Below are 25,639 nucleotides of genomic sequence, written 5' to 3'. Positions count from 1 at the left end.
ATTCACAAACAATAAGTTATAACAAAATAAAAAACTGTCTATTTATTGCAATTGTGCCCCTTCGCAGTGAACTCATTCCTCCCTTCACGGTCCGACGAGAGTGTCCGATGGAAGGCGCAATGTCTTCGCATCTTCACATCATAATTAACCAATGAGCCGAGCCATCAGTTATAGGCCGTTAGAAGTACGAGCACAGCCGTATAGAACGTGCCTCGAAGGAAGGAGCCTTACCTAAAATGCGCGCACAAACCGTAGGAACCCTTGAATATACACACCCAAGTTTCGTCGACTACTTCAAGGGTAGTGTTCGACTCATACATGCATTGACCGTCGTTCTTCCCGGTTTTCTTCTGCTTGCTGTCCTGCCGCTTGAGCCAGCCCAGGTAGGAACCTTCGCCACTTTCCTTTTATTGTTCAGTATTCTCAGTATCCTGATCTTCCAGACAGTAGGCATTTATAGCGAAGAGATATTCAGTCCCCTGTTGCGTTTTCGCACAACGTTTCTGGCCTGGGCAGCCGCATTCAGCGTGCTGATCTTCATGCGGCAGAGTCTGGACATAAGCATGTTCAGTGACCTGCACCCCGAGCACCTGCTCTTCTGGTTCGTTGCCAGTACCCTATTGTTCGGTGCGGAAAGGCTGGGCATGCTTGCCCTGTTCCGCAGACTGATGGATCGTGGTCTGTTTCTGCAGAATGCCGTGATTCTGGGCGGTACCGATAACGGTATCCGGGTTGCCGAGTATCTCAAGAGTAATCGCGATATCCGTACCGGCGTAATCGGTTTCATCGACGACCGTCTGGAGCGTCTGCCGAAAAACCTGGCCGATCTACCGCTGCTCGGCAATACCCAGGAACTGGAACGCTTGATCCGCGAAGAGAAAGTCACCCAGGTACTGGTTGCACTCCCCTGGTTTGCCGACAACCGTATCGGCCAGCTCATCAACGAACTGCGCAAGCTGCCGGTCAATGTCCTGCTGGTTCCGGATATGGTTGCCTTCCGCCATGCCAATAAACGCATCACCGATGTCGGTGGGTTGCCGGCACTGATTGCCTCTGATCTGCCGCTGCGCGGCTGGTCGCCGCTGTTCAAGCGTCTGGAAGACATCGTCCTTTCCAGCCTGGCATTGATCGTCGCCGCGCCCGTCATGCTGATCCTGGCCGTTGCCATCAAACTGGACTCTCCCGGCCCGGTACTGTTTCGCCAGAAACGCTACGGTTATAACAACCGTCTGATCGAAGTGTTCAAATTCCGCTCGATGTATCACGCAAAAGCAGATGCCAATGCTAACCGCCAGACTACTCGTGATGACGACCGCATAACCCGTGTAGGCCGCTTCATTCGCAAGACCAGCTTGGACGAGTTGCCACAACTGCTGAATGTATTCCTCGGCACCATGTCCATGGTCGGTCCCCGCCCTCATGCAACGGCCACCAAGGCAGCCGGGGTACTGTTCGAAGAAGCGGTAGCGGAATATTCATCGCGCCACCGGGTCAAACCGGGAATTACCGGCTGGGCCCAAATCAATGGCTATCGCGGTGAAACCGACACGCTGGAAAAGATCGAGAAGCGCATCGAGTTCGATCTCGAATACATCGAGCGCTGGTCGGTCTGGTTCGACCTCAACATTCTTTTCAAAACCATTCCTGCTCTGTTGTTCAACAAAGACGTCTATTAAGCGAAGCATCGATTGCGGATCAAACATAAGTAAAAGCATGCCATCGACCACTGCATTTCGGATTTGTCAGATAGAGGAAGAACGAACATGTCATCGAGAAACTGGCAAGCGCAGGAACTAACACATCCTGAAGGGTTCATACCCCGCTTGTATGAAATTCACTCTTTTCGCGATCGGGCAATAAGGACGAAATACTGGATATGTTCAAGAATATCTTGATCATCTGTGTCGGGAATATCTGTCGCAGCCCTATGGCTGAGGCCATGTTCAGCCACAGGTTTCAGGGAAAAGGCCCGGTTTTCAGTTCCGCAGGAATTAGCGCACTAGTAGGTAACCCCATGGACAAGACCGCCCAAGACGTTTTGCAGGACCACGGACTGGAACTCGCTACGCATCGAGCCAGACAGGTGAAGGGCGATATGCTTCGCCAGGCCGACCTGATTCTCGCGATGGAGCGTAGCCATATCCAGCATATCAGTGAAATCGCACCTGAGGTGCACGGAAAAACCTTCCTTATCGGTAAATGGCAGAACGATGAGGAAATTCCGGATCCGTACCGGAAATCCCGGCCAGCATTTGAACATGTACATGGCCTCCTGTCGGCATCCATCGAAAGCTGGCTTCCTTACCTCAGATAAGAAAGGGAATTCCCATGACTACCATGCCCCGCCCCGTCTATGAAGTAAAAGAAAGCAAGGATATCGACCTTGCTCATCTTTTCGATATTTTCGTCGGCAACAAAGCCTTGATCTTCGGTGTCACCGGTATTTTTGGTGCTTTAGGCGTCGCTTACGTATTACTTGCTACGCCGGTTTACCTAGCCAGTACGATGATCCAGATCGAACCGAAGAACGGCCTGCCTTCACTCAGCGAAGCAGTGGGCATGCCGCAGCCTATTTCCCCTGCCGAAACGGAAATTTCCCTGCTGAAATCCCGTTCGGTGATTGGTCAAGCGGTCCGGAATCTCAATCTGGACATCATCATCAAACCGAACTATTTCCCCATCGTCGGCGGCTTTATGGCTCGTCGTTTCGAACCCACCCAGCCCAATGAGCTTGCCTGGTATCCGGAAGGCTTCGAGTCTTACGCCTGGGGTGGCGAGAAAGCGCAGATAGCCGAACTTGATGTACCCGAGAAAATGTTCGGCGAAAAGCTGCAATTGGAAGCTGCGGAAAATAAAGGCTTCATTCTGCGCGATAACGACGACAACGTCGTGGTTCAAGGAACGGTCGGAGAGCTGATTGAAAGCAACGGTTACCGGATCAAGGTAAACGAATTGCTGGCTCGCCCTGGAACTACGTTCACAATCATCAAAAATCGGGTCTATAACACCGTCGACAACTATCAGAGCATGCTGAGCGCTGGTGAAAGCGCCAAGCAGTCGGGCATCATTGATGCCAATTTGCTGGATATCGACCCCGCTAGAGCGGCCCGCATTCTGGAAGAAATCGCCACTCTCTACGTACAGCAGAATGTCGCCCGCAACGCAGCCGAAGCGACCCAAAGCCTGAAATTCCTGGACGAGCAGGTACCTCAGGTTCGCAAGCAACTGGAGGCAGCACAGACGGCACTGAACAAGTTTCAGACGGGTGCCCGCTCCGTAGATATCACGACAGAAACTCAAGGTGTGCTTGATCGTCTCGTTGATATAGGAGCTAAAATTTCCGAATTGCAGCTGAAACGCAGCGAGATGGAAAGGCTCTATACCAGCCAGCACCCGCAGTTCCGTGCACTGGTAACCCAGATTGGACAGATGGAGAAGGAAAAAAGCACCCTGGAGTCGCAGATCAAGAAACTGCCTGCCACCCAGCAAGAATTGCTGCGCTTGACGCGTGACGTCGAAGTATCTTCCGACACGTATGCGATGCTGCTGAACAAGACCCAGGAACTGGACATCATCCGTGCCGGTACTGTCGGTAACGTTCATATCATCGACCATGCCGCAGTCAACGTCGAAGAACCCGTCAAACCGAACAAGCCGCTGGTCGTCATCGCGACCTTGGCATTCGGCGCGCTGCTCGCAATCATATTCATCTACGTTCGCGAAGCTCTCAAACGCGGGGTAGAAAGCGTAGAAGACATCGAGCGTACCGGTATCCCGGTATATGCCGCCATCCCGTTCAGCGAGAAACAGCTGGTCATCGAGAAACGTCTCAACAACAAGCGCGACAAGAGCAATGCTTCCTGCATGCTGGCCATTGATGATCCGGCCGATCTGGCCACCGAAGCCATGCGTAGCCTGCGTACCAGCCTGCACTTCGCTATGATCGAGGCCAAGAATAATATCCTGATGATCACCGGCCCCAGCCCAAGCGTCGGTAAGTCCTTCGTTACTGCCAACCTGGCTGCCGTGACTGCCCAGTCAGGTAAAAAAGTCCTGCTGATCGATGCCGATATGCGCAAAGGCTATCTGCACAAGGTCATGCGTGGTCAAGCCGAAAAAGGACTTTCCGACATCTTGGCCGGTCGCATCACGCTCTTCGACGCCATTCAGAAAACTCCGCTGAACAACCTCAACTGGATCAGTCACGGCCAACTGCCACCGAACCCGTCCGAATTGCTGATGCATGAAAACTTTACCCGTTTCGTCCGGGAAGTCAGCAACATGTACGATCTGGTCATTTTCGATACACCACCGATCCTGGCCGTTACCGATGCTTCGCTGGTAGGCAGCCAGTCAGGCACCATCCTCATGGTGGTTCGCTACGGGCAAAACCGGGTCAAGGAAATCGAAGCGGCCAAGCGTCGTCTCGAACAGAACGGCCTGCTGGTCAAAGGAGTGATATTCAATGCGGTAGATCGCAAGGCTCACCACTATGGCGAGCATGGCTACTACCAATATGAATATACGAAATAAGATGATCGAATGATCTAGCTTTATATGGTGGCCGGCCGGTAGCGATATAGACCAGCCACCATGGTGCCAGCTTCAGACTACTAATAATAATTAAATAAAAACTAAATAATATAGTAACTTTGCTCGTCATAAGAGCAAAGATGGCGATCTGCGGCCTGCATGGAAAGTGAAGTCCTCTTAATGCAGATCACTTATCGCCAAACCTTTAAGTCGGGGGAGTTAAAATGTACACATACAATAAATTATTTGCATAAATTATAACCGAAACGAATAGTTCGGTTCTGGACCTAGATAATTATCAGGCTCTACTGGCTAATTTGCCATCAAAGCTTCCTTATCTCGAAAAGGCTATCGAACTCGATCAACTCTAAGCTGCAACTATTTCTTGCTGCTATGGGAAGACTCGTCTCGTTAAATTCGAAATATCAAAAGGACCATATAATTAATGGATCTTTCATGCAAACAAATGATAATGACCAACCGACTGGCTCTAAGCCTTGCAGCGATACTACTGGGCTCGACACAAATTTCTCTTGCCGAACCCGATAAAACTTCTACCCTAACGAACAAAATCGACCTTATTGGAATAAATCTTTCTGCAGCCGGTTTTTCGCCAAACGTTTTACCTGGTAAAAATGGGCAACATTACTTCTTTCCAGAAAAAAATCACTTCAAGTACTACAGTGAAAAAAATATTCGGCTCATTCGCTTTTTTTTCCTTTGGGAACGTGCTCAACACAATCTCAACGCAAAACTTGATTCTGAATATATAGGTTTGATCAAGAAAACGTTGGATATGGCGCATCAGCATGGTCAGAAAGTCATACTAGATATGCATAACTATGCTCGCTACAAAGACAATCTGATTGGCTCGAAAAAAGTTCCCTACGAAGCTTATGCCAACGTCTGGCGAAAACTGGCGGAAACCTTCAAGGACCACCCGGCAGTGTACGGCTACGACATCATGAACGAGCCGCATGACACTCAAGGGCTATGGCCCAAGGCTGCCCAAGTCGCAGTCGATGCGATTCGCGAAGTGGATGACAAGACTCTGATATTTATCGAAGGCGACCGTTGGGCCAGCGCCTGGCATTGGCCCAAGTTCAATGGCGATCTGCTGATCAAGGATCCTGCCAAGCGCCTCATCTACGAGGCACACCTCTATTTCGACCATGATACTTCGGGACGATATAGCAGGCCGGAGCAGGTCGACCCCATGATCGGAGTCAGGCATGTCCAACCTTTCGTCGAATGGTTGAAAGCCAATGGCCAGAAAGGCTTCCTGGGCGAATACGGAGTACCTGACGACTCTCCGTCAATGCTGAAAGCCATGGATAACCTGCTCGCCTATCTCAACGAAAATTGCATTCCTAGCGCGTATTGGGCCGGAGGGCCTGGTTGGGGGAAATACAAACTGGCCATCGAGCCTGTCGACGGGAAAGACCGCCCACAGATGGACATTTTGCAAAAACACATCGCCAACAGCTGTGTCGATATCGGTCCGCCACAGCCAGAGGCTTCGACAGAAGTTCATCCCAGAGAGTAATCGATACTATGAAAATTGGACTGCTATGGCATTCGTTCTCATCCGGAAATCTCGGCGTGGGAGCCTTGAGCATCTCAAACATGATGCTGATCGATGAAGCGGCACGAAAAAGGGGAATAGAACCCGAATTTGTCGTTATTGGATCATCAGGCCCTTGCGACTATCCGCCGGAAACAGATCGCTTTAAGTGCGAACATATCGAGTTCACTGAAAAGACTCTGTTGAAAAGCCCACTCAAGCTGTTCAATACGATTCGCTCCTGCGATGCAATTTTCGATATTGGCGAAGGTGACAGCTTCTCGGATATCTATGGAAGCAAACGCCTGGTCAAACTGCTATTGAGCAAAGGTATGGCCTTGTCGACCAAAGTTCCGCTGATTCTCTCCCCTCAGACCATCGGCCCTTTTAAATCGGACTGGGGCAACAAGATATCTGCTGCCATGATGAAAAAGAGCACCAAAGTCTTTGCTCGCGATCACCGCTCTTTCGCAGTACTGGAAGAAATGGAAGTCCCGGACCGGGAAGAAGTCATCGACCTTGCATTCCATCTGCCTTTTAAAAAGCATACTGAAGTACGCAATTCAGAAAAACTCGCGGTCGGGCTGAATATTTCAGCTCTCCTTCACCATGGTGGTTATGAAGGCAACGCCAACCAATTCGGCCTGACAGTCGACTATGTAGCATTGACCGAGCGCCTGATCCAGGTTCTGGATGAACGCGGCCATGAGATACATCTGGTCCCACATGTCATCCCCGAAGGGTTTCCCGAAGAAGATGACTATTTGCTTGCGCAGAAACTGGTGGAACAACGCCCGCACTTGAAGTTGGCTCCACGCTTCCGCGGTCCTATCGAAGCGAAATCCTATATAAGTGGCCTGGACTTCTTTGTCGGTGCCCGCATGCACGCCACCATTGGCGCGTTTTCAGCTGGAGTACCAGTTGTTCCCTTAGCCTACAGTCGCAAATTTACCGGGCTCTATGAATCCTTGAAGTATGGGCATGTGGTCGATCTGAAGGTCGAAACAACTGAAAGCGCACTGGAAAAAATACTCTCCAAACTCGATGGCCGCGAACAGCTCCAAACCGAAGTCGATGCCAGTGGCAGCATTATTCGACGAAAACTCTCGGCATATAGCAGTGCGCTGGAAGAGCTGATGGATTCGCTTGCCAATGGGCAGCAACCGATAGGCCAGCAAAAAGCGAAAGGGTGATGCCGGATGCGTGATCACGCGCTAATGGGAGTAACCACGGCGGCAAGGACCGCCGTGGCACTTGGGACACTCCTTATTCTTGCCCGAACCCTGGGACCCAGCGATTTCGGCTTTGTTTCCATCGCCATCACCTGGTCGGCCATTGTTGCACTGGTAACCGATTATGGCTTCGGGATGCGAGCGTTACGCGATATCGGTGCCGAACGCGAGCGGGCAGGCTACGTCATGTCCGCTAGCCTGGCAGCCAAAACACTATTAGTGATTCCAGCCTGCCTGATTCTCATTCCGCTGATCTTGCTCGTGCTCCACTTGCAGCCAGACGAGCGATTGACTGCGGTCATGTTTTTATTGGGTAGTCTTGCCTTTTCCTACGGCGACCTGAGCCTGACTGTTTTTCGCAGCATTGGTCAGTTTCATCGCGAAACAAAGATTGTCGTGCTCACCGCAATCGTTCATTTCGTCTTGCTCGGCCTGGCAATCTGGTTAAGCAACGATCTGCTTTCCATCGGGCTCGCCTTCCTGGTTTCTCGCACAGTTTATGCGCTGTGCGCGTTGTTTGCGCTGTCCAGGATACTGGAGCTCAAAGGAATCCTGCGTAACTCTTGGAAAGATCTGAAAGAACGCTTCAGAACCTCCACCAGCTTCGCAATCGACAGTGGTGCCACAAATATCTTTGCCCAACTCGATGTGATTCTGGTCAATCACTTGGCTGGCCGGGAAGCAGCCGGAATCTATTTTGCCGGAGCTCGCCTGCTGCAGGGTGCTGTACCGTTCACTGTGCTTTTAGCCAGTATTCATATTCCGCGCCTGGCTCACCAGCTACATAACAAGAACCTGATGGCAAGCAGCTACAGCATGCGCATTCTTGGTGAATACATGATTCTGGGAGTTCTTTTCGCCCTGGGATTCTATTTTATTGGACCGCTGTTCACCGATCACTTTCTCGGGCCGGATTACATCGAGCTGAATGCGCTCTGGCTGGCTTTTGCCTGTTTCACGGCAACACGCTTCCTCGCTGCCGGCTTCGGTGTACAACTGATTGCCTTGGGAACCGGTTTTCTGCGGACCTTCGGCATCATCACTTCCGGGATAGTGACAGTAATCTGCTACTGGATTTTCATTCCAGCATATGGGATTGCAGCAGCGCCCTGGGTCTCGACTCTGGGCATGACCATCCTGAGTGTCATTTATGGTCATGGCGTATACAACATTTTCCAAAGGATTCGTCGCAGCAAAAAAGCTTCACAGCCTGCTTCCGATCAACCTGAGATGCCTGCAAGTCTGTCACTTAACGAGAAAGCTGGAATATGAAAGCACTATTGAATCGCGTTCTGAACAATGACCTCTGCAGTGGCTGTGGGATGTGCAGCGCCATCGCGAATGAACAAGCCATCCACATGCAGATCGATGAAGCAGGCTATAAGCGTCCGCGACTCAACAAAGCGTATCAAGATCAGCCTATTGCCAGTTCCGAAGCAACGAAAACTCTCAACAGGTCATGCCCTGCGCTGACTCTTGATATCACACCCTACAAAACCAAGAACTATCATCCTATCTGGGGTGAAATTCTCGAAGTATTGCGCGGCCACGCGCAGGACAAGGAGATTCGCCAGGCAGGCTCATCTGGCGGTGTTATTTCTGCACTGGCCGAGTATTGCCTCAAACACAAGTTGGTAGATGGTGTTATCCAGATCAAGGCTTGCGATCAAAATCCCCTGGAAAACGTCGCTGTCATCAGCCGTTCACGACAGCAGATCATTGCCTCGTCAGGTTCGCGCTATGCTCCAGCATCACCTGCCGAAGCCATCCGACTGGTCAAATCCTCTACGGAAAAATACCTGTTCGTCGGCAAACCCTGCGATGTAGCCGCCATTCGGCAGCTACAGAAGCACGATCCTCACATCAAGCAAGGAATTCCCTATCTGATTTCTTTCATGTGCGCCGGCACGCCAAGTATTACCGGCACTCACCAAGTGCTCGATCAACTGAACGTCTCTCGCCAGGAAATTATTGGCTTTCGCTATCGTGGCGACGGCTGGCCAGGCTTAACCAAAGCCACCCTGAAAAACGGCGAAACTCGCTCCATGACCTACAACGAATCCTGGGGCAAGGTTCTGAATCGTCATCTGCAAACTCGCTGCAAGATCTGTCCGGATGGCATCGGAGAATTTGCCGATATTGTGTGTGCGGATGGCTGGGAAGGTGACGAAAAAGGCTATCCCTCCTTCGAGGAACAGGACGGGCACTCACTCATTCTGCTGCGAACTGAAAAAGGCCGGGAACTTTTGCGCAACGCGGAGTCGGATGCTGTTGTCAAAGTGGAATCATTCGACGCACAGAACATATTTGCCATCCAGCCATTCCAGTATTACCGGCGCACGACCATCCTGCCCCGACTGCTGGCGATGAAAGCACTGATGCTGAAAATCCCTTCTTACAAAGGATTCGAATTGAGCCGCAGCATGAAAGAGATAGGTTTTTACCAAAGCTTCAAAGCTTTCACCGGACTACTGGTTCGGCGCAAGAAGATCAAGAGAAGCCAGTTGAAAACCGCGTAATCCGGAATTCAGTCAGGGACTGACTTACTTTGAGGATGTAGTGAACGCGATGACTATCAACAGTTCGAAAATCTACTTTCCCCTTTTGATTCTAGGGCTCTTCCTGCACTTTTCCGTGCTGGGGGAAAGCATTCACAACCCCTATGGAATCAAGATGATCAATGAGCTCTATCTTGCTATCTGTATAGGGTTTGCGGGCTTTCTGATTATGGCGAAATCGGAAGACTCTTCACGTGAATTCCATCTGCTGCTCTATTATTCCGCCTTCTCGATTTTCATGTTTATTATTTTGCCGGCCATCTTCTCCAACCTCATGTATGGTCAGCCACTCATCTACGGAATCATCGAAGAACGCCGGGTAATGTTCTGCCTGGGAGCCATTCCGCTGCTATTTATGGCCAAACGCGTCAACGTTCTGGAATTCGAGCGCGCCATCGTCTACAGCGCCATGATCGCGGTGTTTTTCACTTGGTGTTTCAAGTTCGGCCTGATTGCCGATACCCGCGAAAAGGTTCTCTCGTCCGAACGGCCAGACCGCTCTACGATCGGTCCCAACTTGATGGCCTTGGCCTATTTCTATGGCATTCAGATCTGGTCAACCGGTACCTCGCCCATCGACGGATCAAAGCGCAGCAAGAATTTCTATTTGCTGGTTGCCTTTGTCATGTTGATGACCCTGGCATTCGGTACTCAGATTCGCCAACTGCTTGCCATGTGCCTGCTGTTTACTCTGTTCTGTCTGCGCCTCAAGGCTGTCGTCTGGGCCGTAGCACTTGTTGTACTGGCATTGCCATTCTATTTCTTCCCGGATCTGCTGAAGCTGCTAGGCCTGAATGTTGAGTTTTACACTCAGGCCGCACAAAAGGGGATGGATGACAATATCCGAGGGCACACCATCGATCAGATATTCCATCATCTGGATCAAGTCAACTGGTTGCCCAGCGGATCGCTTTCCTTGATGTGGAATGATGGCTTCATTCCTTATTTCGGCGAATGGTTCTTTCTTTCTGATGTAGGATTTTTCGGCACGGCTTTTCGTTTCGGATTTCTAGCATTTCTAGTTGTTCCGATAAGCTTATATGTCTACAACTATATAGCCAAAAACATTTGCTCTGACATGACGTTTATCTATACGTCGTTGTTTGCCTACTTCATTACCTGGCCACTCAACGGTCTTTTCGAATACGATCAGCCAGTTTTTGCCATTTACTTCGTCATTCTCTCGTTAAGAGCCATGCACTACCGCACCCTGGAAGGAATTTATGAACGTCGCCCTTATTCTCAATTACAAGGCAGCTACTGAAACCGTTACATGTGTGGAAAGTATACTGCAACACTGTACTTCGGTTGATCATATAGTGCTTGTCGACAACGATTCCCAGGATGGCTCCGTTGAGGCGTTCAACGAATGGAAACAAACGACCGGCCAATCGAAAGTAACAGTACTGGCCAATCCGGAAAATAATGGTTATGCCGGCGGTAATAACTATGGCATTCGCTGGGCCTTGAACAATCTGGACATTACAAACTTCTGGATCGTGAATAACGATACCTATGTTGACTGTGACGCTTTCAAGCCGCTTCAAGATGCCTTGGAGAAAAACGACAAACAGTTTGTCGGATCGATAATCCTCAGTGCCGAAACTGGCCGCCTGGAATGTTATGGCGGCGGCAAAGTATATGCCTTGCTAGGCAAAACGAAGTTGCTCGGTAAAGGATTGGCTCTGGAAAACATACAGAACCTGCAGGACAAGCCTGACTATGTCATGGGCTGCAGCCTGGCTTTCTCGAAATCGCTACTCGATCAAGTAGGCCTCATGGATGAAGAGTATTTCATGTATTCCGAAGAGGTCGACTGGCAATACCAGGCTAAAAAACTAGGTATCACCAGCCAGGTGATCCCGGAAAGCCGGATTTACCATCACGGCTCAATGAGTTCGGGCGGCCGCTCGGCCTTCTATCACTACTACCGCAACCGGGCGGCAGTACGCTTTAACAAACGCTTCTATGGATCGGCATTTGCCTTTGTTTCAGCTTGTCTGCTTTCGGGAATCATGGCCATTCAGGAATTCAGGAAACCCAACCTGGTCTGGTCTGGAATCAAGGGAGCCTTCAAAGGAGTAACAATGAGTGTCAAGTAAAAACAATACCGCATTCGGCATCGATTTCTATACCGGCAGTAAAGCGGAACTGCTGGCTTGTATTCGCGATTGGATCAAGCAGCCCTATTCATACCTGGTCACGCCCAACATGGACCATCTGGCTCGTGTCAGAAACGAAGAAGCGTTTCGTGATGCTTATGACAGAGCACGTCTTCGTCTTTGTGACAGCCGTGTCATCATGCCCTTGCTCAACTCACTGGGTGTACATGTCAAGGAAGTGATCACAGGCAGTGACCTGACGCTCGATCTTCTCAAATGGGCCAATGAAGATCATCTACGCATAGTACTGATTGGAAGTACCAGCGCCGAATGCGGCAAATTACTTCGCATGTATCCGAATATCAAACTGGATCACTACAACCCGCCAATGGGCTTCATCAAGCACCCGGAAGAAGTCGAGCGCTGCCTGGCGTTCATCCGCGAACATCCATCGGATCTTGTGTTCTATGCCGTTGGAACTCCTCAGGGTGAAATACTTGCCAGTAAAGTACAAAGCCATGAAAGAACCGGTATGGGCATAGGTATCGGAGCCTCTATTTCATTTGCTACAGGCACAGTAAAAAGAGCACCGAAATGGATGCAGGAAGCACGCCTCGAATGGCTTTATCGCACTACCCTTGAACCTCGTCGCCTGGGCAAGCGCTACCTCAATAACTTCATGTTCATAATTCCTGCCTATTTACGGGAAAGAAATCTGAAATCCCGTAAAGCTGCCAATTCAGCCAAACCGGACCATTAATTATTAACGTTGGCAATCTTTCCAATCATGAAAAATTCAGAGGAACTCAAGCTAATCGGAGCGGTCTATCCATTTGCCCGAATCACTTTGATATCCTTTTGATATGAAAGGGTTTATCTGAAGGCGTAGGAATAATCGAAGGTTCAAAGGAAATTTCTCTTGACTACAACTCGTGCGACCAATCAATACCAAAAAATGGTTAGCCACACTTGCTGTGAATTTCGGAGAAACATTTTTGTTCTAAATGTAAAAATATTGCAAAGGACTGCAAGAGTGCACTCAGCCACAGTTGAAATGGCTCAATCAACGCGTAGGCACTCAGACCGGAAATTACAATCGTCTTGCGGCTTGTCCTAATAACTATGTCCATCAAGGATGAACCCATGAAAAAATCCCTATTTGCTTTTGCTGGCATAGCCATGATCGCCTTACAAGGCTGCGTCTGGTCTCCTGGCCAATACCTCGACCCAGATGATTTCGAAGAAAACACAACGGCAGAAGATGGCAATGACGCAAGCGTCAATCTTGTAAAAATCACTCCGGAAGTCGTTCAGAAAAACCAGACCACCATATTCACCATCAACGATCAACAGAAGAGAGAGCTGCTGAGCTATAAGCCGACGGCTTACCGTATTGGTCCGAATGATCTGCTTTACATAACGGTATGGGATCATCCGGAGCTCACTGCCCCGTCCGGGCCGCAACAACAGATAGATGCAAATGGTCGTCTGGTTCGCGCAGATGGGACGCTTTTCTATCCCTATATCGGCACGATCAAGGCAGAAGGCATGACGGTCGAGGAACTGCGTGCAGCCATTGCCCGTCGTCTCGCAAGCTACATCGATAGCCCGCAGGTGGATGTCGGTATATTGCGTTACGGCAGCCAGCGCGTAGTGCTTTCCGGTGCCTTCAAGACAGCTGGGGAAATTCCGGTGACTGGCGTACCAATCTCGATCGTTCAGGTACTCGGGCAGGCCGGCGTGGCGACCGAGGTGGCCGATCTTACAAATCTCAGCCTCAGACGCGATGGCCGCGAATACATCCTCAACATCGACAGCCTCAACCGTCCTGAATCCTGGCTGTACGCGGTCTACCTGAAACATGGCGACCAAATTCACCTACCCTATAATGATCAGAAGAAGATCTATGTCTTGGGCGAGATAAAACTGCCGCAAGCCATGACCTTCAAGGCTACAACCCTGAACCTGATGGATGCTATCGGCAGTGCTGGTGGTCTTGCCCAGGAAACTGCAAATGCAGAAGCCGTATATGTGATTCGCGGCGTCAGAAATATGGAAAACGAAAAAGCGACAGTCTTCAAACTGAATGCAAAATCGCCAGCGTCCTTTGCTCTTGCCAGACATTTCATGCTGCAACCCCAGGACGTGGTCTATATCGGCCCGGCAAGCATTACTCGCTGGAACCGCTACATCAACCAGTTGATACCTTCTGCCACCTTTGTGGGAACGGGCGCCAATGCAAAATACAACTTCTCTCAGTGATGAGCTGATAGTTTGAAATAAAAACAAGCTACCAGGGTGCCAAGCAAAAGCTTGGCACACCGAGTCTTTCTAACGTCTGACAAGGCATCATTCCAGTCACGAATCGAAATGACCGATAACCAAGCCTCGATCGAACCCTCTCCAAAACCGTTTTCATCCACAAAAGACCTGTCTCGTATTTTTTGCCGAATCTTCTGGCTTACATTGGTTTTCGTTCTGGTGATGGCTTTGAAACCGTCACAACCAGACCTGCTCTTTCCACAGGCAGACAAGCTTTATCACTTCGGTGCCTTTGCCATGCTGGCATGCACCGGGCGAATGGCATTCCAATTTCTACATCACCTCAAATTGGCGGCATTACTTGCCCTGCTCACCGTGGCCATAGAACTCATACAAATGCTCTTGCCACATAGAACTGCCTCCTTGATGGATATTGTATTCGGTATGCTCGGCATAATTATTGAAATTTCCGCAGTAGGTTTTTTCAAAGAAATCTACGATCGGAAATAAGTCATTGAACAATGACTCCATCATTGCAAATTAAAAATACTCAACAGCAAACAGTAAGAAAAACAATTAGAAATATTCAGATAAATTTATTGCAACTGCCATCCCGCCCCAGATGAACTTGTAGTGATTCACACTTGCTCGCTTTTATATTCAGCTTTTGCAATTCCAGCAATTATCGATTTGTCATGCATCAGGTAAGCGTTACCATCAGCGCCAAATGAACCTGTAATAATCCTTATGCTTAGCGCCAGCTGTCGCTGCATGCGTACCCCAAAATATCTTATGCACTCGATCGCTGAAACTCAGGATCGATCAGCCTCATGGCATAATCGGCATCCCGATCCGGCAGGAGTATCAGGAGAATGCTTAAACAGGCAGACTCCTTTAACAATCAATGACCTATATTATCTACGGGATCAAGGCTTGCGATACCATGAAAAAGGCTCGCCAGTGGCTGGATCAGCAAGGCTTGCACTATGCTTTTCACGATTACAAGAGCGTTGGCATCGATCGTCAGCACCTGCAAGCCTGGTGCGAGGAGCATGGCTGGCAGACGATACTCAATCGATCCGGTACAACTTTTCGCAAACTCGATGAGACCTGCAAGATCGATCTCAACCAGGACAAAGCCATTGATTTGATGCTGACCCAGCCTTCGATGATCAAACGACCGATTCTCGATCTGGGCAAGCACACCCTGGTCGGCTTCAAGCCGGAAATCTACGCAGCGGCCTTGTCACTTAATTGATACCGGCATACCAGCCAAGAAAGCGGTTTGGGTATGGCGGAACGTAAAGAGGAAAAACGAGCATGTCCACGCTTTTCAGCCTGGCTTTTGGAGTTGGTACACAGAATCGCCAGGGAAACTGGCTGGAAATCTTCTATGCGCAACCCCTGTTGAATCCGGCCGGTGAACTGGTCGACGCAATCGCTTCCCTGTTGAACTATTCGGGTGGCAATCAGGCCATTGCCATCACCAATACCCAGGCTAGTCAACTGGCAGAAGCGCTCAAGCCGCTGAACACCGCGCAAAGCGCACTGCTGACCCGCCTGGCGGAAAGCCATCGCCCACTGGTCGCGACCCTGCTTGTCGAGGATTCGGCACCGACCTCCACTCCCGAAGCCTATCTAAAGCTGCATTTACTCTCGCATCGACTGGTCAAACCGCATGGCGTGAACCTGAGTGGAATATTCCCCTTGCTGCCCAACGTGGCCTGGACCAACGAGGGAGCCGTGGATCTTGCCGAGCTGGCCGAACGGCAGTTGGAAGCGCGCTTGAAAGGCGAACTGCTGGAAGTATTCTCGGTAGACAAATTCCCGAAAATGACTGACTACGTGGTGCCGGCTGGCGTGCGCATTGCCGATACGGCACGCATTCGCCTCGGCGCCTATGTCGGCGAAGGCACAACCGTGATGCATGAAGGCTTCATCAACTTCAATGCCGGAACCGAAGGCCCGGGAATGATCGAAGGCCGCGTCTCCGCAGGCGTGTTCATCGGCAAGGGCTCCGACCTTGGCGGTGGCTGCTCTACCATGGGTACGCTTTCCGGCGGCGGCAATATCGTGATCGCGGTGGGTGAAGGTTGCCTGATCGGCGCTAACGCAGGAATCGGCATTCCTCTGGGGGATCGCAACACAGTCGAAGCGGGTCTGTACATCACTGCCGGCACCAAGGTGCATCTACTGGACGAGCACAATCAGCTGGTCAAGGCGGTCAAGGCCCGGGAACTGGCAGGACAGCCGGACCTACTGTTTCGCCGCAACTCCCTGAGCGGGGCGGTCGAATGCAAAACCCACAAGTCCGCAATCGAACTCAATGAAGTGCTGCACGCACATAACTGAGCCGACCGCAGCTCCGACAAAGGGCAGGCTTACCCTGCCCTCCCTGCATAGAGCCCGTGATTCGAGTCCGTCATGTCGCTGATCTCTCCCTGGCGTTCCGACTTTCCTGCCTTGGCAGCTTTCGAAGCTGAAAACCAGACCTACCTCGACAGCGCCGCGACCGCCCAGAAACCCTTGGTACTGATCGATGCCTTGCATGCCTGTTATAGCTACGGCATAGCCAACGTACACCGCGCCCAGCATCTGCCAGCCGAACGCTCGACCCAGGCGTTCGAGGCAGCACGCCAGAAAATGGCTGACTGGATCGGGGCCGGCTCCCCGAGTCGAATCGTCTTCACCCGTGGCGCGACCGAAGCCCTAAATCTGCTTGCTTATGGCCTGGAGCACCTGATCCAGCCAGGCGACGACATTGTGGTCAGCGCCCTGGAGCACCATGCCAACCTACTGCCCTGGCAACAGCTTGCCCTGCGGCGACAGGCCCGCCTGGTCATCCTGCCCATCGACGATGCAGGAATGGTCGATCTCGATGCGGCACGCCAGATGATCGGCTCACGCACCCGACTGCTAGCGGTAAGCCAATTATCCAACGTGCTCGGTAGCTGGCAACCACTCGCAGAGTTGCTGCCCATGGCCCGAACCCATGGTGCCTTGACCATCATCGATGGTGCACAGGGCGCGGTACATGGCCGTCATGACGTACAGAAAATAGGCTGCGACTTCTACGTACTTTCCAGTCACAAGCTGTACGGACCGGATGGCGTCGGTATCCTTTATGGCCGAAACGAAGCGCTGAACCAACTGCAACACTGGCAATTCGGTGGCGAAATGGTGCGCGCCGCCGACTATCACGCCGCGGAATTTCATTCGACTCCCTTCGGATTCGAAGCCGGCACGCCACCAATTGCCGGAGTGATCGGCCTTGGAGCAACCCTCGATTATCTGGCAGGGCTGGATATGGTCGCCGTATCGGCCCATGAGCAGTCCTTGCATGCGGAGCTAATGGCAGGGTTGCTCGCACGAAAAAGCATCCGCATCGTCGCCCACCCCCAGACCGCGCTGGTCAGTTTCAATGCAATCGGCGTTCATCATGCAGACCTATCTCATCTACTCACCGAACAGGGTATCGCAGTACGCAGCGGCACCCACTGCGCCATGCCGCTGATGAAACATCTCGGGCTGGCTGGAGCAATCCGGGTTTCACTCGGACTGTACAACGATTCTTCCGACCTGCAGCGCTTCTTCACTGCTCTCGATCAAGCCTTGGAATTGCTGGCATGAATGCCCTACCCACTGCGGCTGCCCAGGTCTTGGAACGTTTTCAGCAGGCCGCTAGCTGGGAACAAAGGGCCCGCTTGTTGATGCAATGGGGAAACCAGTTGGAAGCGGTCGGCACCGAAGAATGCAATGAAACCAACCGGATCCAGGGCTGCGAAAGTCTGGTCTGGCTGATCGACGCCAGCAGCGAAAATCACCTACATTTTCGTGCCGTGAGCGATGCGCGCATCCTGCGTGGCCTGCTGGCTTTGCTGCTGCTGCGGATCAATGGCCTTACGCGCCAGGAGCTGGATACCATCGACCTTGCCGATTGGTTCGCCCAGCTCGGGCTGTCTCGCCAGCTTTCGCCTTCCCGCAGCAACGGACTGAACGCCGTGCTACAGCGAATGCGTGAACTGGCCGACACAAAAACCTAGCCGGTACCTCTCTCCGAAGGCCGTCGTGCTCCAGCTACCAGCTTTTCTACCGCCTTGGCGGCCGCCGCCATGCCGAAACTGGCAGTGACCATCATTACCGCACCGAAGCCACCAGCACAGTCCAACTTTACGCCTTCACCGATAAATCCCTTGCTTTGGCACACACTGCCATCGGTTTGCGGATAGCGCAGCTGCTCGGAAGAAAAAACGCAGGGCACACTGTAATGCCGCCCCGGCGTACGCGAGAAGTTGTAGTCGCGACGTAACAAAGAGCGCACCTTGGCAGCCAAGGGATCGTTATAGGTCTTGTTCAGATCGACGATTTCGATCCGGGTGGGATCGATCTGCCCGCCTGCACCACCGGTCGTGACGATGCCGATCTTGCGTCTTTTGCACCAGGCGATCAGCGCGGCCTTGGCCGGTACGCTGTCGATGCAGTCGAGCACGAAGTCCAGGTTTTCCGTGATGTGCTCGGCCATGCTTTCCCGCGTGACGAAATCGGTCACAGGATGGACCAGGCAATGAGGACTGATAGCGCGAATACGCGCGGCCAGCACCTCGACTTTGGGTTGTCCGATGGAGCCTACCAAAGCGTGCGACTGGCGGTTGGTATTACTGACACAGACATCATCCAGGTCGAACAGGGAAATCTCCCCGACCCCGCTACGCGCCAGCGCCTCGGCAGCCCAAGAACCAACCCCGCCGACGCCGACCACAGCAACATGGGCCGCGACCAGACGCTCGATACCGGCCAAACCATACAAGCGGGCAATCCCGCCAAAACGCTGCTCGTCGAAACCCATGCCACCCTCCAGAAAACGAGCGAAAAGTATAAGAGCCTGTTCACGATCTCGCGAGCTAGAGCTAAACGGTGGCGAAAACGACTGAGGAAGCGGACCGGGCTCGTGCGCGAGTTTACGGGTGGTAAATGAGCATGCCGACCGGGCTGGCGATCCAGGCCGGTTTTATCGCCGTTTGGCCGACGCGCAGCAGATCGTGAACAGGCTCTAAGGGCATGGGCATGCCCTTGCTCGCATCGATACAGAATCATCCTAAGCACCCAGCCTGCTACTATGCCGACCTCGTTTTCGCCATTGCGGAGCATGCATGTCCCCCGTTTCTCCGACCCTCGAATTGGCCTGTGACCTGATCAGCCGCCCATCCGTAACCCCGCTGGACGAAGGCTGCCAGCCATTGATGATGAAGCGCCTGGCTGCCTGTGGCTTCCAGACGGAACCGCTGCCCATCGAAGGCGTAGAGAACTTCTGGGCGATTCGGGGCACAACAGGGCCGGTTCTCTGTTTTGCCGGGCATACCGACGTAGTCCCCAGCGGCCCGCAGGATGCCTGGACGCAACCACCATTCGCGCCCATCATCGACGCCCAGGGCATGCTGCTTGGCCGGGGAGCTGCAGATATGAAAGGCAGCCTCGCGGCGATGGTGGTCGCAGTGGAGCGCTTTGTCAGCGATCATCCAGACCACCGCGGCAGGATCGCTTTTCTCATTACCAGCGACGAAGAAGGCCCGGCAGTGCATGGCACTAGGGCGGTGGTCGAACGCCTGCGAGAACGCAACCAGCAGTTGGATTGGTGCATCGTCGGCGAGCCATCCAGTACCGACCTGCTCGGCGACATGGTCAAGAATGGCCGCCGCGGCTCTCTTGGCGGCACGCTGACCATCCGTGGCAAACAAGGCCATGTCGCGTATCCACACCTGGCCAGAAATCCGATCCATCTGGCTGCACCGGCCCTGGCCGAACTCGCTGCCGAACATTGGGACGATGGCAATGCCTTCTTCCCGCCGACCAGTTTCCAGATATCCAACCTGAATGCCGGGACTGGTGCGACCAACGTCATACCGGGCACCTTGGTCGCGCTATTCAATTTCCGTTTTTCCACCGAGTCGACTGTCGAGCGGTTGCAGCAACGCACCCAGATGATTCTCGACAAGCACAAGCTGGACTGGCATATCGACTGGTCCCTGTCCGGTCTGCCGTTTCTCACCGAACCGGGCGATTTGCTCGATGCCATCGCCGCCAGCATTCATGAGGTGACGGGGCGCGAAACAACCCCATCCACCAGCGGCGGCACGTCGGATGGCCGCTTCATTGCGACCCTGGGTACCCAGGTGGTCGAACTGGGCCCGGTCAACGCCACCATTCACCAGGTAAACGAAAAGGTTCTGGCCAGTGATCTCGATCTGCTGACCGATATTTACTACAGGACACTAGTGCGCTTGCTGACCTGATTCGTTACGTGCTGCAACGTTCCATCCGGTTGCAGGGATTGCCTGAAAGACAAATTCCGCCTCCGCTCCCGGGCAACATTGAAAAACGAGTGGCTCGTCAGCATATTAGTAGGCACGAGCACTCTGCCAACCCGCTTCCATCGTGACCAATACAAACGAGGAAGTACCAACGTTTAGACTAGATATGTTCTAGTGCCGCGCGTACACAGGAAACCGATCATGCAAACTGAAGAACAGAAGCTTATCGACGGCTTGTTCACCCGTCTCAAAGAAGCCGAAAACCAGACAGCCACGCGCGATAGCCAAGCCGAGCAACTCATCCAGGCGCGCCTGCGCGAGCAACCTGCCGCCCCCTACTACATGGCTCAGGTCATTCTCATCCAGGAAGCAGCGCTCAAGCGTCTGGACCAACGCATAAAAGAGCTGGAAGCCCAGGTAGCTTCACTCCAGCAAAGCCGCCCCAGCAGTGGTGGATTCCTGTCGAGTCTGTTCGGTGGTGGCGACCAGCAGCCCAGCCATAAAACATCGGTAGCGACACCCAGCCGGAGCGGCTGGAACGAGCCTGGTCCGCGCCAGGGCAATCAGCAGAACTACGGCCAGGGCAATCCGGCTGGCTGGGGCAACAATGCAGCAGCAGCCCCTTCCCGCTCCGGGGGCTTCCTGGCTGGAGCCATGCAAACAGCAGTGGGTGTGGCAGGTGGTATGCTGCTGGCCGATACCATTTCCGGCCTTTTCCACGACTCGTCTCCGGAAGAAATCGTCCAGGTCATCAATGAAGAACCCGCTCCAGCTGTAGCCGATACCGGCGCTGCCGAGCCCGATCAAGGGGCCTGGGCTGACTCAGGCATGGATGACAATTATGGCAGCGATGACTTCCAGCAAGCAGATTCTGGCGGTGACGACGGTGGTTTCTTCGATAGCGACGACGACTCTTTCGTCTGACAGCTTCCGGCTACCTTCACCAGCCTGGATTCTGGCCAACTCACCGCCTGGGGCGGTGAGTTTCGTTTCGCCTCAAGCAAGCACCCATCACGCACAAGGTCCCCTTTCATGCGTCAACCGGATATCGAGATCTATCTCAAGGATGCCGATCGGCAAACTGTAGGAACCTGGCTGGAACAGAGCCTCGGGCCTTGTTCGCCCTGGCAGTCCAAAGGGGAGGTTTCCACCTGCGAATCCGCCAGTGGAATCCCGATAGTCTGGCTACCCAAGGCCGTTGGTAAATGGCACAGCCTGCTGCTGGAAAGTGACAACACGCCCTGGGAAGACGATCTGGCCTGCGCCCGGGATGCCTATCAGGCCTTGCAGGTGGAAATTCGTTGTGCGCCGGGAGGTTGGCAGGAAGACGAACAAGAGGAGGAAGCCGACCGCTGGATCAGCCTTACCGAGCAAGGCGAGCAAGAGATCATCTGGCGCACCGGTTGAACTGAATGAAAAGAGGAACCCGCCTGCAACGGGCCTCTTTCGGCAACGCCAGCAGTACGATCAGACGCTGGCGACGTCTTCGGCCTGCAGGCCTTTCTGGCCGTCGGTAACCGAAAACTCGACCTTCTGACCTTCTACAAGAGAGCGGTGGCCTTCGCCGCGAATAGCCCGATAGTGGACGAATACGTCCGCGCCGCCTTCACGCTGAATAAACCCGTACCCCTTGGCATCGTTGAACCATTTGACGGTTCCTGTTTCACGACCAGCCATTAGCACATCTCCAATTCGCTTTTATTGTTCCCCCTGACGAGGGCGCTTCGCGGTTCGACAAGAAACCGAGCATTTCGGCATCCATCTGCTGCGTGCTGCGGAATGGAAATGCGTTTCCAGCAACGACCGCTTGTCCGAGTATAAATCAAGGTCCGAGACTTGAAAGCGGTTTTTGGCGGACAACCATACCTCCGTTGCCACAAGACAAAACAGCTATGCAAGGCGCTGATTCGAACATGGTGACTGCTGTGCTTTTGAATTAAGCTGCGCCTCTCTTCATCTTTAATACGGCACTTCATGGAAGGTCGCCGGCATGACGAAATCGATCATCAGGAGTTGCTCATGAACAAACGTCATCTGTTTTCCCTGCTTGCCCTGGCTTTGTTGCCCGGTGCGGCATTCGCCCATGCCGGCCATGACGGGAACGGTCTGATTGCCGGCTTGCTCCATCCCTTTACCGGAGCAGATCATCTGTTGGCAATGCTGGCCATCGGTATCTGGGCTGCGCTGCAACCACGAGCCATGCAGATCGCTGTTCCAGCGACCTTCCTGACGGCCTTGCTGGCCGGATTCGCCATGGGCGTGGCCGGTACGGGACTGCCGCTGCTGGAAACCGGTATCGCACTTTCCGTCCTGCTCCTGGGCCTGTTGCTCGCCAGCGCCATTCGCCTACCCGCTTTCGTATCGCTGGCCCTGGCGGGCTTTTTTGCGATCTTCCATGGCTATGCCCATGGCGCGGAAGCCAGCGGCAGCGTGATCGCCTTTGCCAGCGGCTTCCTCGCGGCCAGTCTCGCCCTGCACGTGACCGGAGGGCTGCTCACCACGACGCTTCGTCAGCGCTTGCCGCTGCTGGCCCGTGGAGCTGGCGCGCTGATCGCCGCCAGCGGTGCGTTGATGATGGTCTGATGGCGCTTGCTGGAAAACCAAAGACCGGGCCTGCGTGCCCGGTCTTCTTTTAGGTGTCGCCCATGAATCGGCTCAGCAGATACGCGGCAGTTGTTCTCCATTAAGCCAGTCCACCATGCGATTGCCACCGAACAGTGTTTCCATCTGCACGAAACACTGGACATCCTCAACCACCGTACCAATGATCGCTGCATCACGTCCTTGCGGGTGGGCGCGCATTGTCGCCAGTAACCGTTCAGCCTGTTCCACCGGGCAGATGGCGATCAGCTTGCCTTCGTTGGCGACATACAGCGGATCCAACCCAAGAAACTCACAAGCTGCCCGCACCGGCTCGCGCACCGGAATTTCCCGTTCGAGCAATTGCATACCGACGCCGGACTGCTGCGCCAACTCGTTCAAGGTGTTGGCCAGTCCACCACGAGTCGGATCGCGCAGGCAGCGGATTTCCGGCACTGCCTCCACCATTGCCGCTACCAGGGTATGCAATGCCTGGGAATCGGAACCGATCTCTGTCTCGAAGCCCAGGCTCTCGCGTAACGACAGGATGGTCACTCCGTGATCGCCAATATTCCCGGAAAGCAGAATCCTGTCACCTGGCCGAGCGCGATCTCCGGAAAGCTCTACCCCTGGGGGCATCACGCCCACGCCAGTCGTAGTGATGAATACGCCATCGCCCTTGCCGCGCTCCACGACCTTGGTATCACCGGTCACGATCGGCACCCCGGCTGCACGCGAGGCAGCAGCCATTGACTCGACGATGCGCTGCAAGTCGGCCAGCGGAAAACCTTCCTCCAGGATGAAACCGGCAGCCAGGTAACAAGGCCTGGCGCCAGCCATCGCCACATCGTTGATGGTGCCGTGCACGGACAGGCTGCCGATATCCCCGCCAGGGAAAAACAGCGGCGCGATCACATGGCTATCGGTAGCCATGACCACCCGCCCCGGCGGCAAGCTGAATTGAGCCTGATCGTTGCCTTGATCCAGCCACTCGTTGCGAAAGGCTGCGGCAAATAATTCCCGGATCAATTGCCCCATCGCCCGGCCACCGCTGCCGTGTACCATCTCCACCTTGCCGTTGCGTAGATCGAGCCGGTTCATGCATACACCTGCCGGGCCGCAGCCCCTGCTTCGCGATACCGACCGTAGCGGTAATAAGCGGCGCACGCGCCTTCGGATGACACCATGCAGGAACCAAGCGGGTTATCCGGCGTGCAGGACGTGCCGAACAGCCGGCAATCGCGTGGATTTTTCACTCCGCGCAGGATTGCCGGGCATTCGCAAGCCCGGTTTTCCTGCACGGGCTTTACGTGCAGCGCAAAACGCCGTTCGGCATCGAATTCGCCATAGGCTTCGCGAATTCGCAGGGCGCTGTACGGCACGCTACCCAGACCACGCCATTCAAAGCTTTCGCGCGGTTCGAAAACCTTTTCGGTCAACCCCTTCGCCTTGGTATTGCCTTCACGGGTCACGGCGCGGGTGAATTCATTTTCCACCATGGCGCGCCCATCATTGAGTTGCCGCACCAGCATCAGAATCGCCTGCAATACATCCAAGGGCTCGAAACCGGCAATCACGACCGGCTTGCCATAGCGCTCGGGAAACGGTTCGTAAGGCGCGCTGCCGATCACAGTGCTGACATGCGCCGGCCCAATGAAGCCATCCAGTTGCAGCTCGCCGGATTCCGACTCGGGCGTGGTAAGAATCGCATGCATCGCCGCTGGGGTCAGGACGTGGTTGCAGAGCACCGAAAAATTCTTCAGGCCCAGCCTTCGCGCCTGTTCGATCACCAGGGCAGTAGGCGGCGTAGTAGTCTCGAAACCGATGGCGAAGAACACCACCTCCTTATCCGGATGCGCCTGCGCCAGCTTCAAGGCATCGGCAGGTGAATACAGCATCCGCACGTCAGCGCCTTCGGCACGTACTTTCAACAGGGTCAGCCGGCCTGAGCCGGGCACCCGCAGCATGTCGCCATAGGTGCAGAGCATCACACCCGGTCGGCGCGCCAGATCGAGCGCCAGATCCAGGCGGGCGACAGGCATCACGCAGACCGGACAACCCGGTCCATGGATCAGCCGCACGTTATCCGGCAGCAGGTCCACAATGCCATAGCGAAAAATGGCGTGGGTATGCCCGCCGCAGAACTCCATCAGATGATACAGACGCAGCGGACTCGCTTCGGCAGCGATGCGGGCGGCAAGGAGCCGTGCCTTGTCGCCATCGCGAAATTCATCGACGTACTTCATGAGGCATCCTCCAGCGCAGCCTGCTGCACTTGTTCCAGTTGCCCCAGCTCCGTGAACAGGGCCAACGTCCGTTGCGCTTCTTGCTCGTCGAGTTTCTCCAGGGCAAAGCCGACATGTAGGATGACGTAGTCACCAACCTGCAACCCATCCACCAGCGCGATATTGATGGTCTTGCGCAAGCCACCGATGTGCGCGACGGCGGTTTCTTCATCGACCAGTTCTTCGATACGAACCGGAATTGCCAGGCACATCTG

The 25,639-nt window shown here is 53.6% G+C and carries 26 protein-coding genes; 20 read left to right on the top strand and 6 right to left on the bottom strand.

All coding sequences use genetic code 11. The features are described from left to right. Positions 1–236: 236 nt before the first annotated feature. The 12 genes from FHR87_RS15840 (at position 237) to FHR87_RS15785 (ending at position 14,761) form a co-directional block, all read left to right on the top strand. Positions 237–1,676: an undecaprenyl-phosphate glucose phosphotransferase gene (locus tag FHR87_RS15840; RefSeq protein WP_183167693.1), complete on the top strand. Its 1,440-nt coding sequence runs from the start codon at positions 237–239 to the stop codon at positions 1,674–1,676. Positions 1,677–1,876: 200 nt separating this feature from the next. Beyond that, the gene (locus FHR87_RS15835) at positions 1,877–2,314 is read left to right on the top strand and encodes a low molecular weight protein-tyrosine-phosphatase (RefSeq protein ID WP_183167691.1); all 438 of its coding nucleotides are present in this window, start codon (positions 1,877–1,879) and stop codon (positions 2,312–2,314) included. Between the two features lie 14 nt (positions 2,315–2,328). After that, positions 2,329–4,533 (top strand): polysaccharide biosynthesis tyrosine autokinase, encoded by a 2,205-nt coding sequence (locus FHR87_RS15830; protein WP_183167690.1) that lies wholly within the window; start codon positions 2,329–2,331, stop codon positions 4,531–4,533. A 472-nt stretch (positions 4,534–5,005) separates the two neighbouring features. Next, positions 5,006–6,079, top strand: coding sequence for a glycoside hydrolase family 5 protein (locus FHR87_RS15825; RefSeq protein WP_420826750.1), 1,074 nt, complete (start codon positions 5,006–5,008; stop codon positions 6,077–6,079). 8 nt (positions 6,080–6,087) lie between these two features. Beyond that, positions 6,088–7,290 carry a polysaccharide pyruvyl transferase family protein gene (locus tag FHR87_RS15820; RefSeq protein WP_183167689.1) on the top strand — a complete coding sequence of 401 codons (1,203 nt, stop codon included), beginning with the start codon at positions 6,088–6,090 and terminating at the stop codon, positions 7,288–7,290. Positions 7,291–7,296: 6 nt separating this feature from the next. Next, positions 7,297–8,601, top strand: a complete 1,305-nt coding sequence (locus tag FHR87_RS15815; protein WP_183167688.1) for an oligosaccharide flippase family protein — start codon at positions 7,297–7,299, stop codon at positions 8,599–8,601. Between the two features lie 86 nt (positions 8,602–8,687). Then, positions 8,688–9,848: a Coenzyme F420 hydrogenase/dehydrogenase, beta subunit C-terminal domain gene (locus FHR87_RS15810; protein WP_246336063.1), complete on the top strand. Its 1,161-nt coding sequence runs from the start codon at positions 8,688–8,690 to the stop codon at positions 9,846–9,848. Between the two features lie 49 nt (positions 9,849–9,897). After that, on the top strand, positions 9,898–11,151 hold the full coding sequence (locus FHR87_RS15805; protein ID WP_183167686.1) for a hypothetical protein: 1,254 nt from the start codon (positions 9,898–9,900) through the stop codon (positions 11,149–11,151). Further along, complete coding sequence (locus FHR87_RS15800) at positions 11,111–11,989, top strand: glycosyltransferase family 2 protein (protein WP_183167684.1); 879 nt, start codon at positions 11,111–11,113, stop codon at positions 11,987–11,989. The genes FHR87_RS15805 and FHR87_RS15800 overlap by 41 nt, the downstream gene beginning before the upstream one ends. Next, entirely contained in the window at positions 11,979–12,749 is a 771-nt protein-coding gene (locus FHR87_RS15795) for a WecB/TagA/CpsF family glycosyltransferase (protein WP_183167682.1), read from the top strand. The genes FHR87_RS15800 and FHR87_RS15795 overlap by 11 nt, the downstream gene beginning before the upstream one ends. Before the next feature lie 383 nt (positions 12,750–13,132). Further along, positions 13,133–14,251 (top strand): polysaccharide biosynthesis/export family protein, encoded by a 1,119-nt coding sequence (locus FHR87_RS15790; RefSeq protein ID WP_183167681.1) that lies wholly within the window; start codon positions 13,133–13,135, stop codon positions 14,249–14,251. 108 nt (positions 14,252–14,359) lie between these two features. Next, complete coding sequence (locus tag FHR87_RS15785) at positions 14,360–14,761, top strand: VanZ family protein (RefSeq protein ID WP_183167680.1); 402 nt, start codon at positions 14,360–14,362, stop codon at positions 14,759–14,761. A 128-nt stretch (positions 14,762–14,889) separates the two neighbouring features. On the opposite strand, the gene FHR87_RS19515 is transcribed toward FHR87_RS15785, so the two are convergent. Beyond that, entirely contained in the window at positions 14,890–15,024 is a 135-nt protein-coding gene (locus FHR87_RS19515) for a hypothetical protein (RefSeq protein ID WP_275944088.1), read from the bottom strand. A gap of 131 nt (positions 15,025–15,155) precedes the next feature. Here FHR87_RS19515 and FHR87_RS15780 point away from each other — a divergent pair, with 131 nt between their 5' ends. The 4 genes from FHR87_RS15780 to FHR87_RS15765 all read left to right on the top strand — a co-directional run bounded on the left by FHR87_RS15780 (position 15,156) and on the right by FHR87_RS15765 (position 18,294). Then, positions 15,156–15,509: an ArsC family reductase gene (locus FHR87_RS15780; RefSeq protein ID WP_183167678.1), complete on the top strand. Its 354-nt coding sequence runs from the start codon at positions 15,156–15,158 to the stop codon at positions 15,507–15,509. 62 nt (positions 15,510–15,571) lie between these two features. After that, positions 15,572–16,603, top strand: a complete 1,032-nt coding sequence (gene dapD, locus FHR87_RS15775; protein WP_183167677.1) for a 2,3,4,5-tetrahydropyridine-2,6-dicarboxylate N-succinyltransferase — start codon at positions 15,572–15,574, stop codon at positions 16,601–16,603. Positions 16,604–16,675: 72 nt separating this feature from the next. Further along, complete coding sequence (locus tag FHR87_RS15770; RefSeq protein WP_183167676.1) at positions 16,676–17,881, top strand: aminotransferase class V-fold PLP-dependent enzyme; 1,206 nt, start codon at positions 16,676–16,678, stop codon at positions 17,879–17,881. Further along, positions 17,878–18,294 carry a SufE family protein gene (locus FHR87_RS15765; protein WP_183167675.1) on the top strand — a complete coding sequence of 139 codons (417 nt, stop codon included), beginning with the start codon at positions 17,878–17,880 and terminating at the stop codon, positions 18,292–18,294. The genes FHR87_RS15770 and FHR87_RS15765 overlap by 4 nt, the downstream gene beginning before the upstream one ends. On the opposite strand, the gene tcdA is transcribed toward FHR87_RS15765, so the two are convergent. Further along, the gene (tcdA, locus tag FHR87_RS15760) at positions 18,291–19,097 is read right to left on the bottom strand and encodes a tRNA cyclic N6-threonylcarbamoyladenosine(37) synthase TcdA (RefSeq protein ID WP_183167674.1); all 807 of its coding nucleotides are present in this window, start codon (positions 19,095–19,097) and stop codon (positions 18,291–18,293) included. The two genes, FHR87_RS15765 and tcdA, sit on opposite strands and share 4 nt — an antisense overlap. 304 nt (positions 19,098–19,401) lie before the next feature. Here tcdA and dapE point away from each other — a divergent pair, with 304 nt between their 5' ends. From dapE to FHR87_RS15745, 3 genes are all read left to right on the top strand, one after another. Further along, positions 19,402–20,541 (top strand): succinyl-diaminopimelate desuccinylase, encoded by a 1,140-nt coding sequence (gene dapE / locus FHR87_RS15755; RefSeq protein WP_183167673.1) that lies wholly within the window; start codon positions 19,402–19,404, stop codon positions 20,539–20,541. Between the two features lie 219 nt (positions 20,542–20,760). Further along, positions 20,761–21,483 (top strand): DUF2076 domain-containing protein, encoded by a 723-nt coding sequence (locus FHR87_RS15750; protein ID WP_183167672.1) that lies wholly within the window; start codon positions 20,761–20,763, stop codon positions 21,481–21,483. Between the two features lie 108 nt (positions 21,484–21,591). Further along, entirely contained in the window at positions 21,592–21,966 is a 375-nt protein-coding gene (locus tag FHR87_RS15745; protein WP_183167671.1) for a hypothetical protein, read from the top strand. 60 nt (positions 21,967–22,026) lie between these two features. Here the strand turns inward: FHR87_RS15745 and FHR87_RS15740 are convergent, their stop codons facing one another. Next, on the bottom strand, positions 22,027–22,236 hold the full coding sequence (locus FHR87_RS15740; protein WP_183167670.1) for a cold-shock protein: 210 nt from the start codon (positions 22,234–22,236) through the stop codon (positions 22,027–22,029). Between the two features lie 342 nt (positions 22,237–22,578). Between FHR87_RS15740 and FHR87_RS15735 the strand changes: the two genes are divergently transcribed. Next, on the top strand, positions 22,579–23,142 hold the full coding sequence (locus tag FHR87_RS15735; protein ID WP_183167669.1) for a HupE/UreJ family protein: 564 nt from the start codon (positions 22,579–22,581) through the stop codon (positions 23,140–23,142). Between the two features lie 72 nt (positions 23,143–23,214). Here FHR87_RS15735 and hypE read toward each other — a convergent pair whose 3' ends face one another. From hypE to FHR87_RS15720, 3 genes are read right to left on the bottom strand one after another with little or no spacing between them, the layout of a single operon-like run. Continuing rightward, positions 23,215–24,240 carry a hydrogenase expression/formation protein HypE gene (hypE, locus tag FHR87_RS15730; RefSeq protein ID WP_183167668.1) on the bottom strand — a complete coding sequence of 342 codons (1,026 nt, stop codon included), beginning with the start codon at positions 24,238–24,240 and terminating at the stop codon, positions 23,215–23,217. After that, positions 24,237–25,385 (bottom strand): hydrogenase formation protein HypD, encoded by a 1,149-nt coding sequence (gene hypD, locus FHR87_RS15725; protein ID WP_183167667.1) that lies wholly within the window; start codon positions 25,383–25,385, stop codon positions 24,237–24,239. The genes hypE and hypD overlap by 4 nt, the downstream gene beginning before the upstream one ends. Further along, positions 25,382–25,636, bottom strand: coding sequence for a HypC/HybG/HupF family hydrogenase formation chaperone (locus FHR87_RS15720; protein WP_183167666.1), 255 nt, complete (start codon positions 25,634–25,636; stop codon positions 25,382–25,384). Before FHR87_RS15720 ends, hypD begins: the two co-directional genes overlap by 4 nt. Between the last annotated feature and the right edge of the window lie 3 nt (positions 25,637–25,639).

This window comes from Azomonas macrocytogenes (assembly GCF_014191985.1).
Lineage (GTDB): Bacteria > Pseudomonadota > Gammaproteobacteria > Pseudomonadales > Pseudomonadaceae > Azomonas > Azomonas macrocytogenes.
The sequence above is the reverse complement of the archived record's forward strand: the minus strand, read 5'-3'. Positions and strand labels throughout refer to the sequence as shown.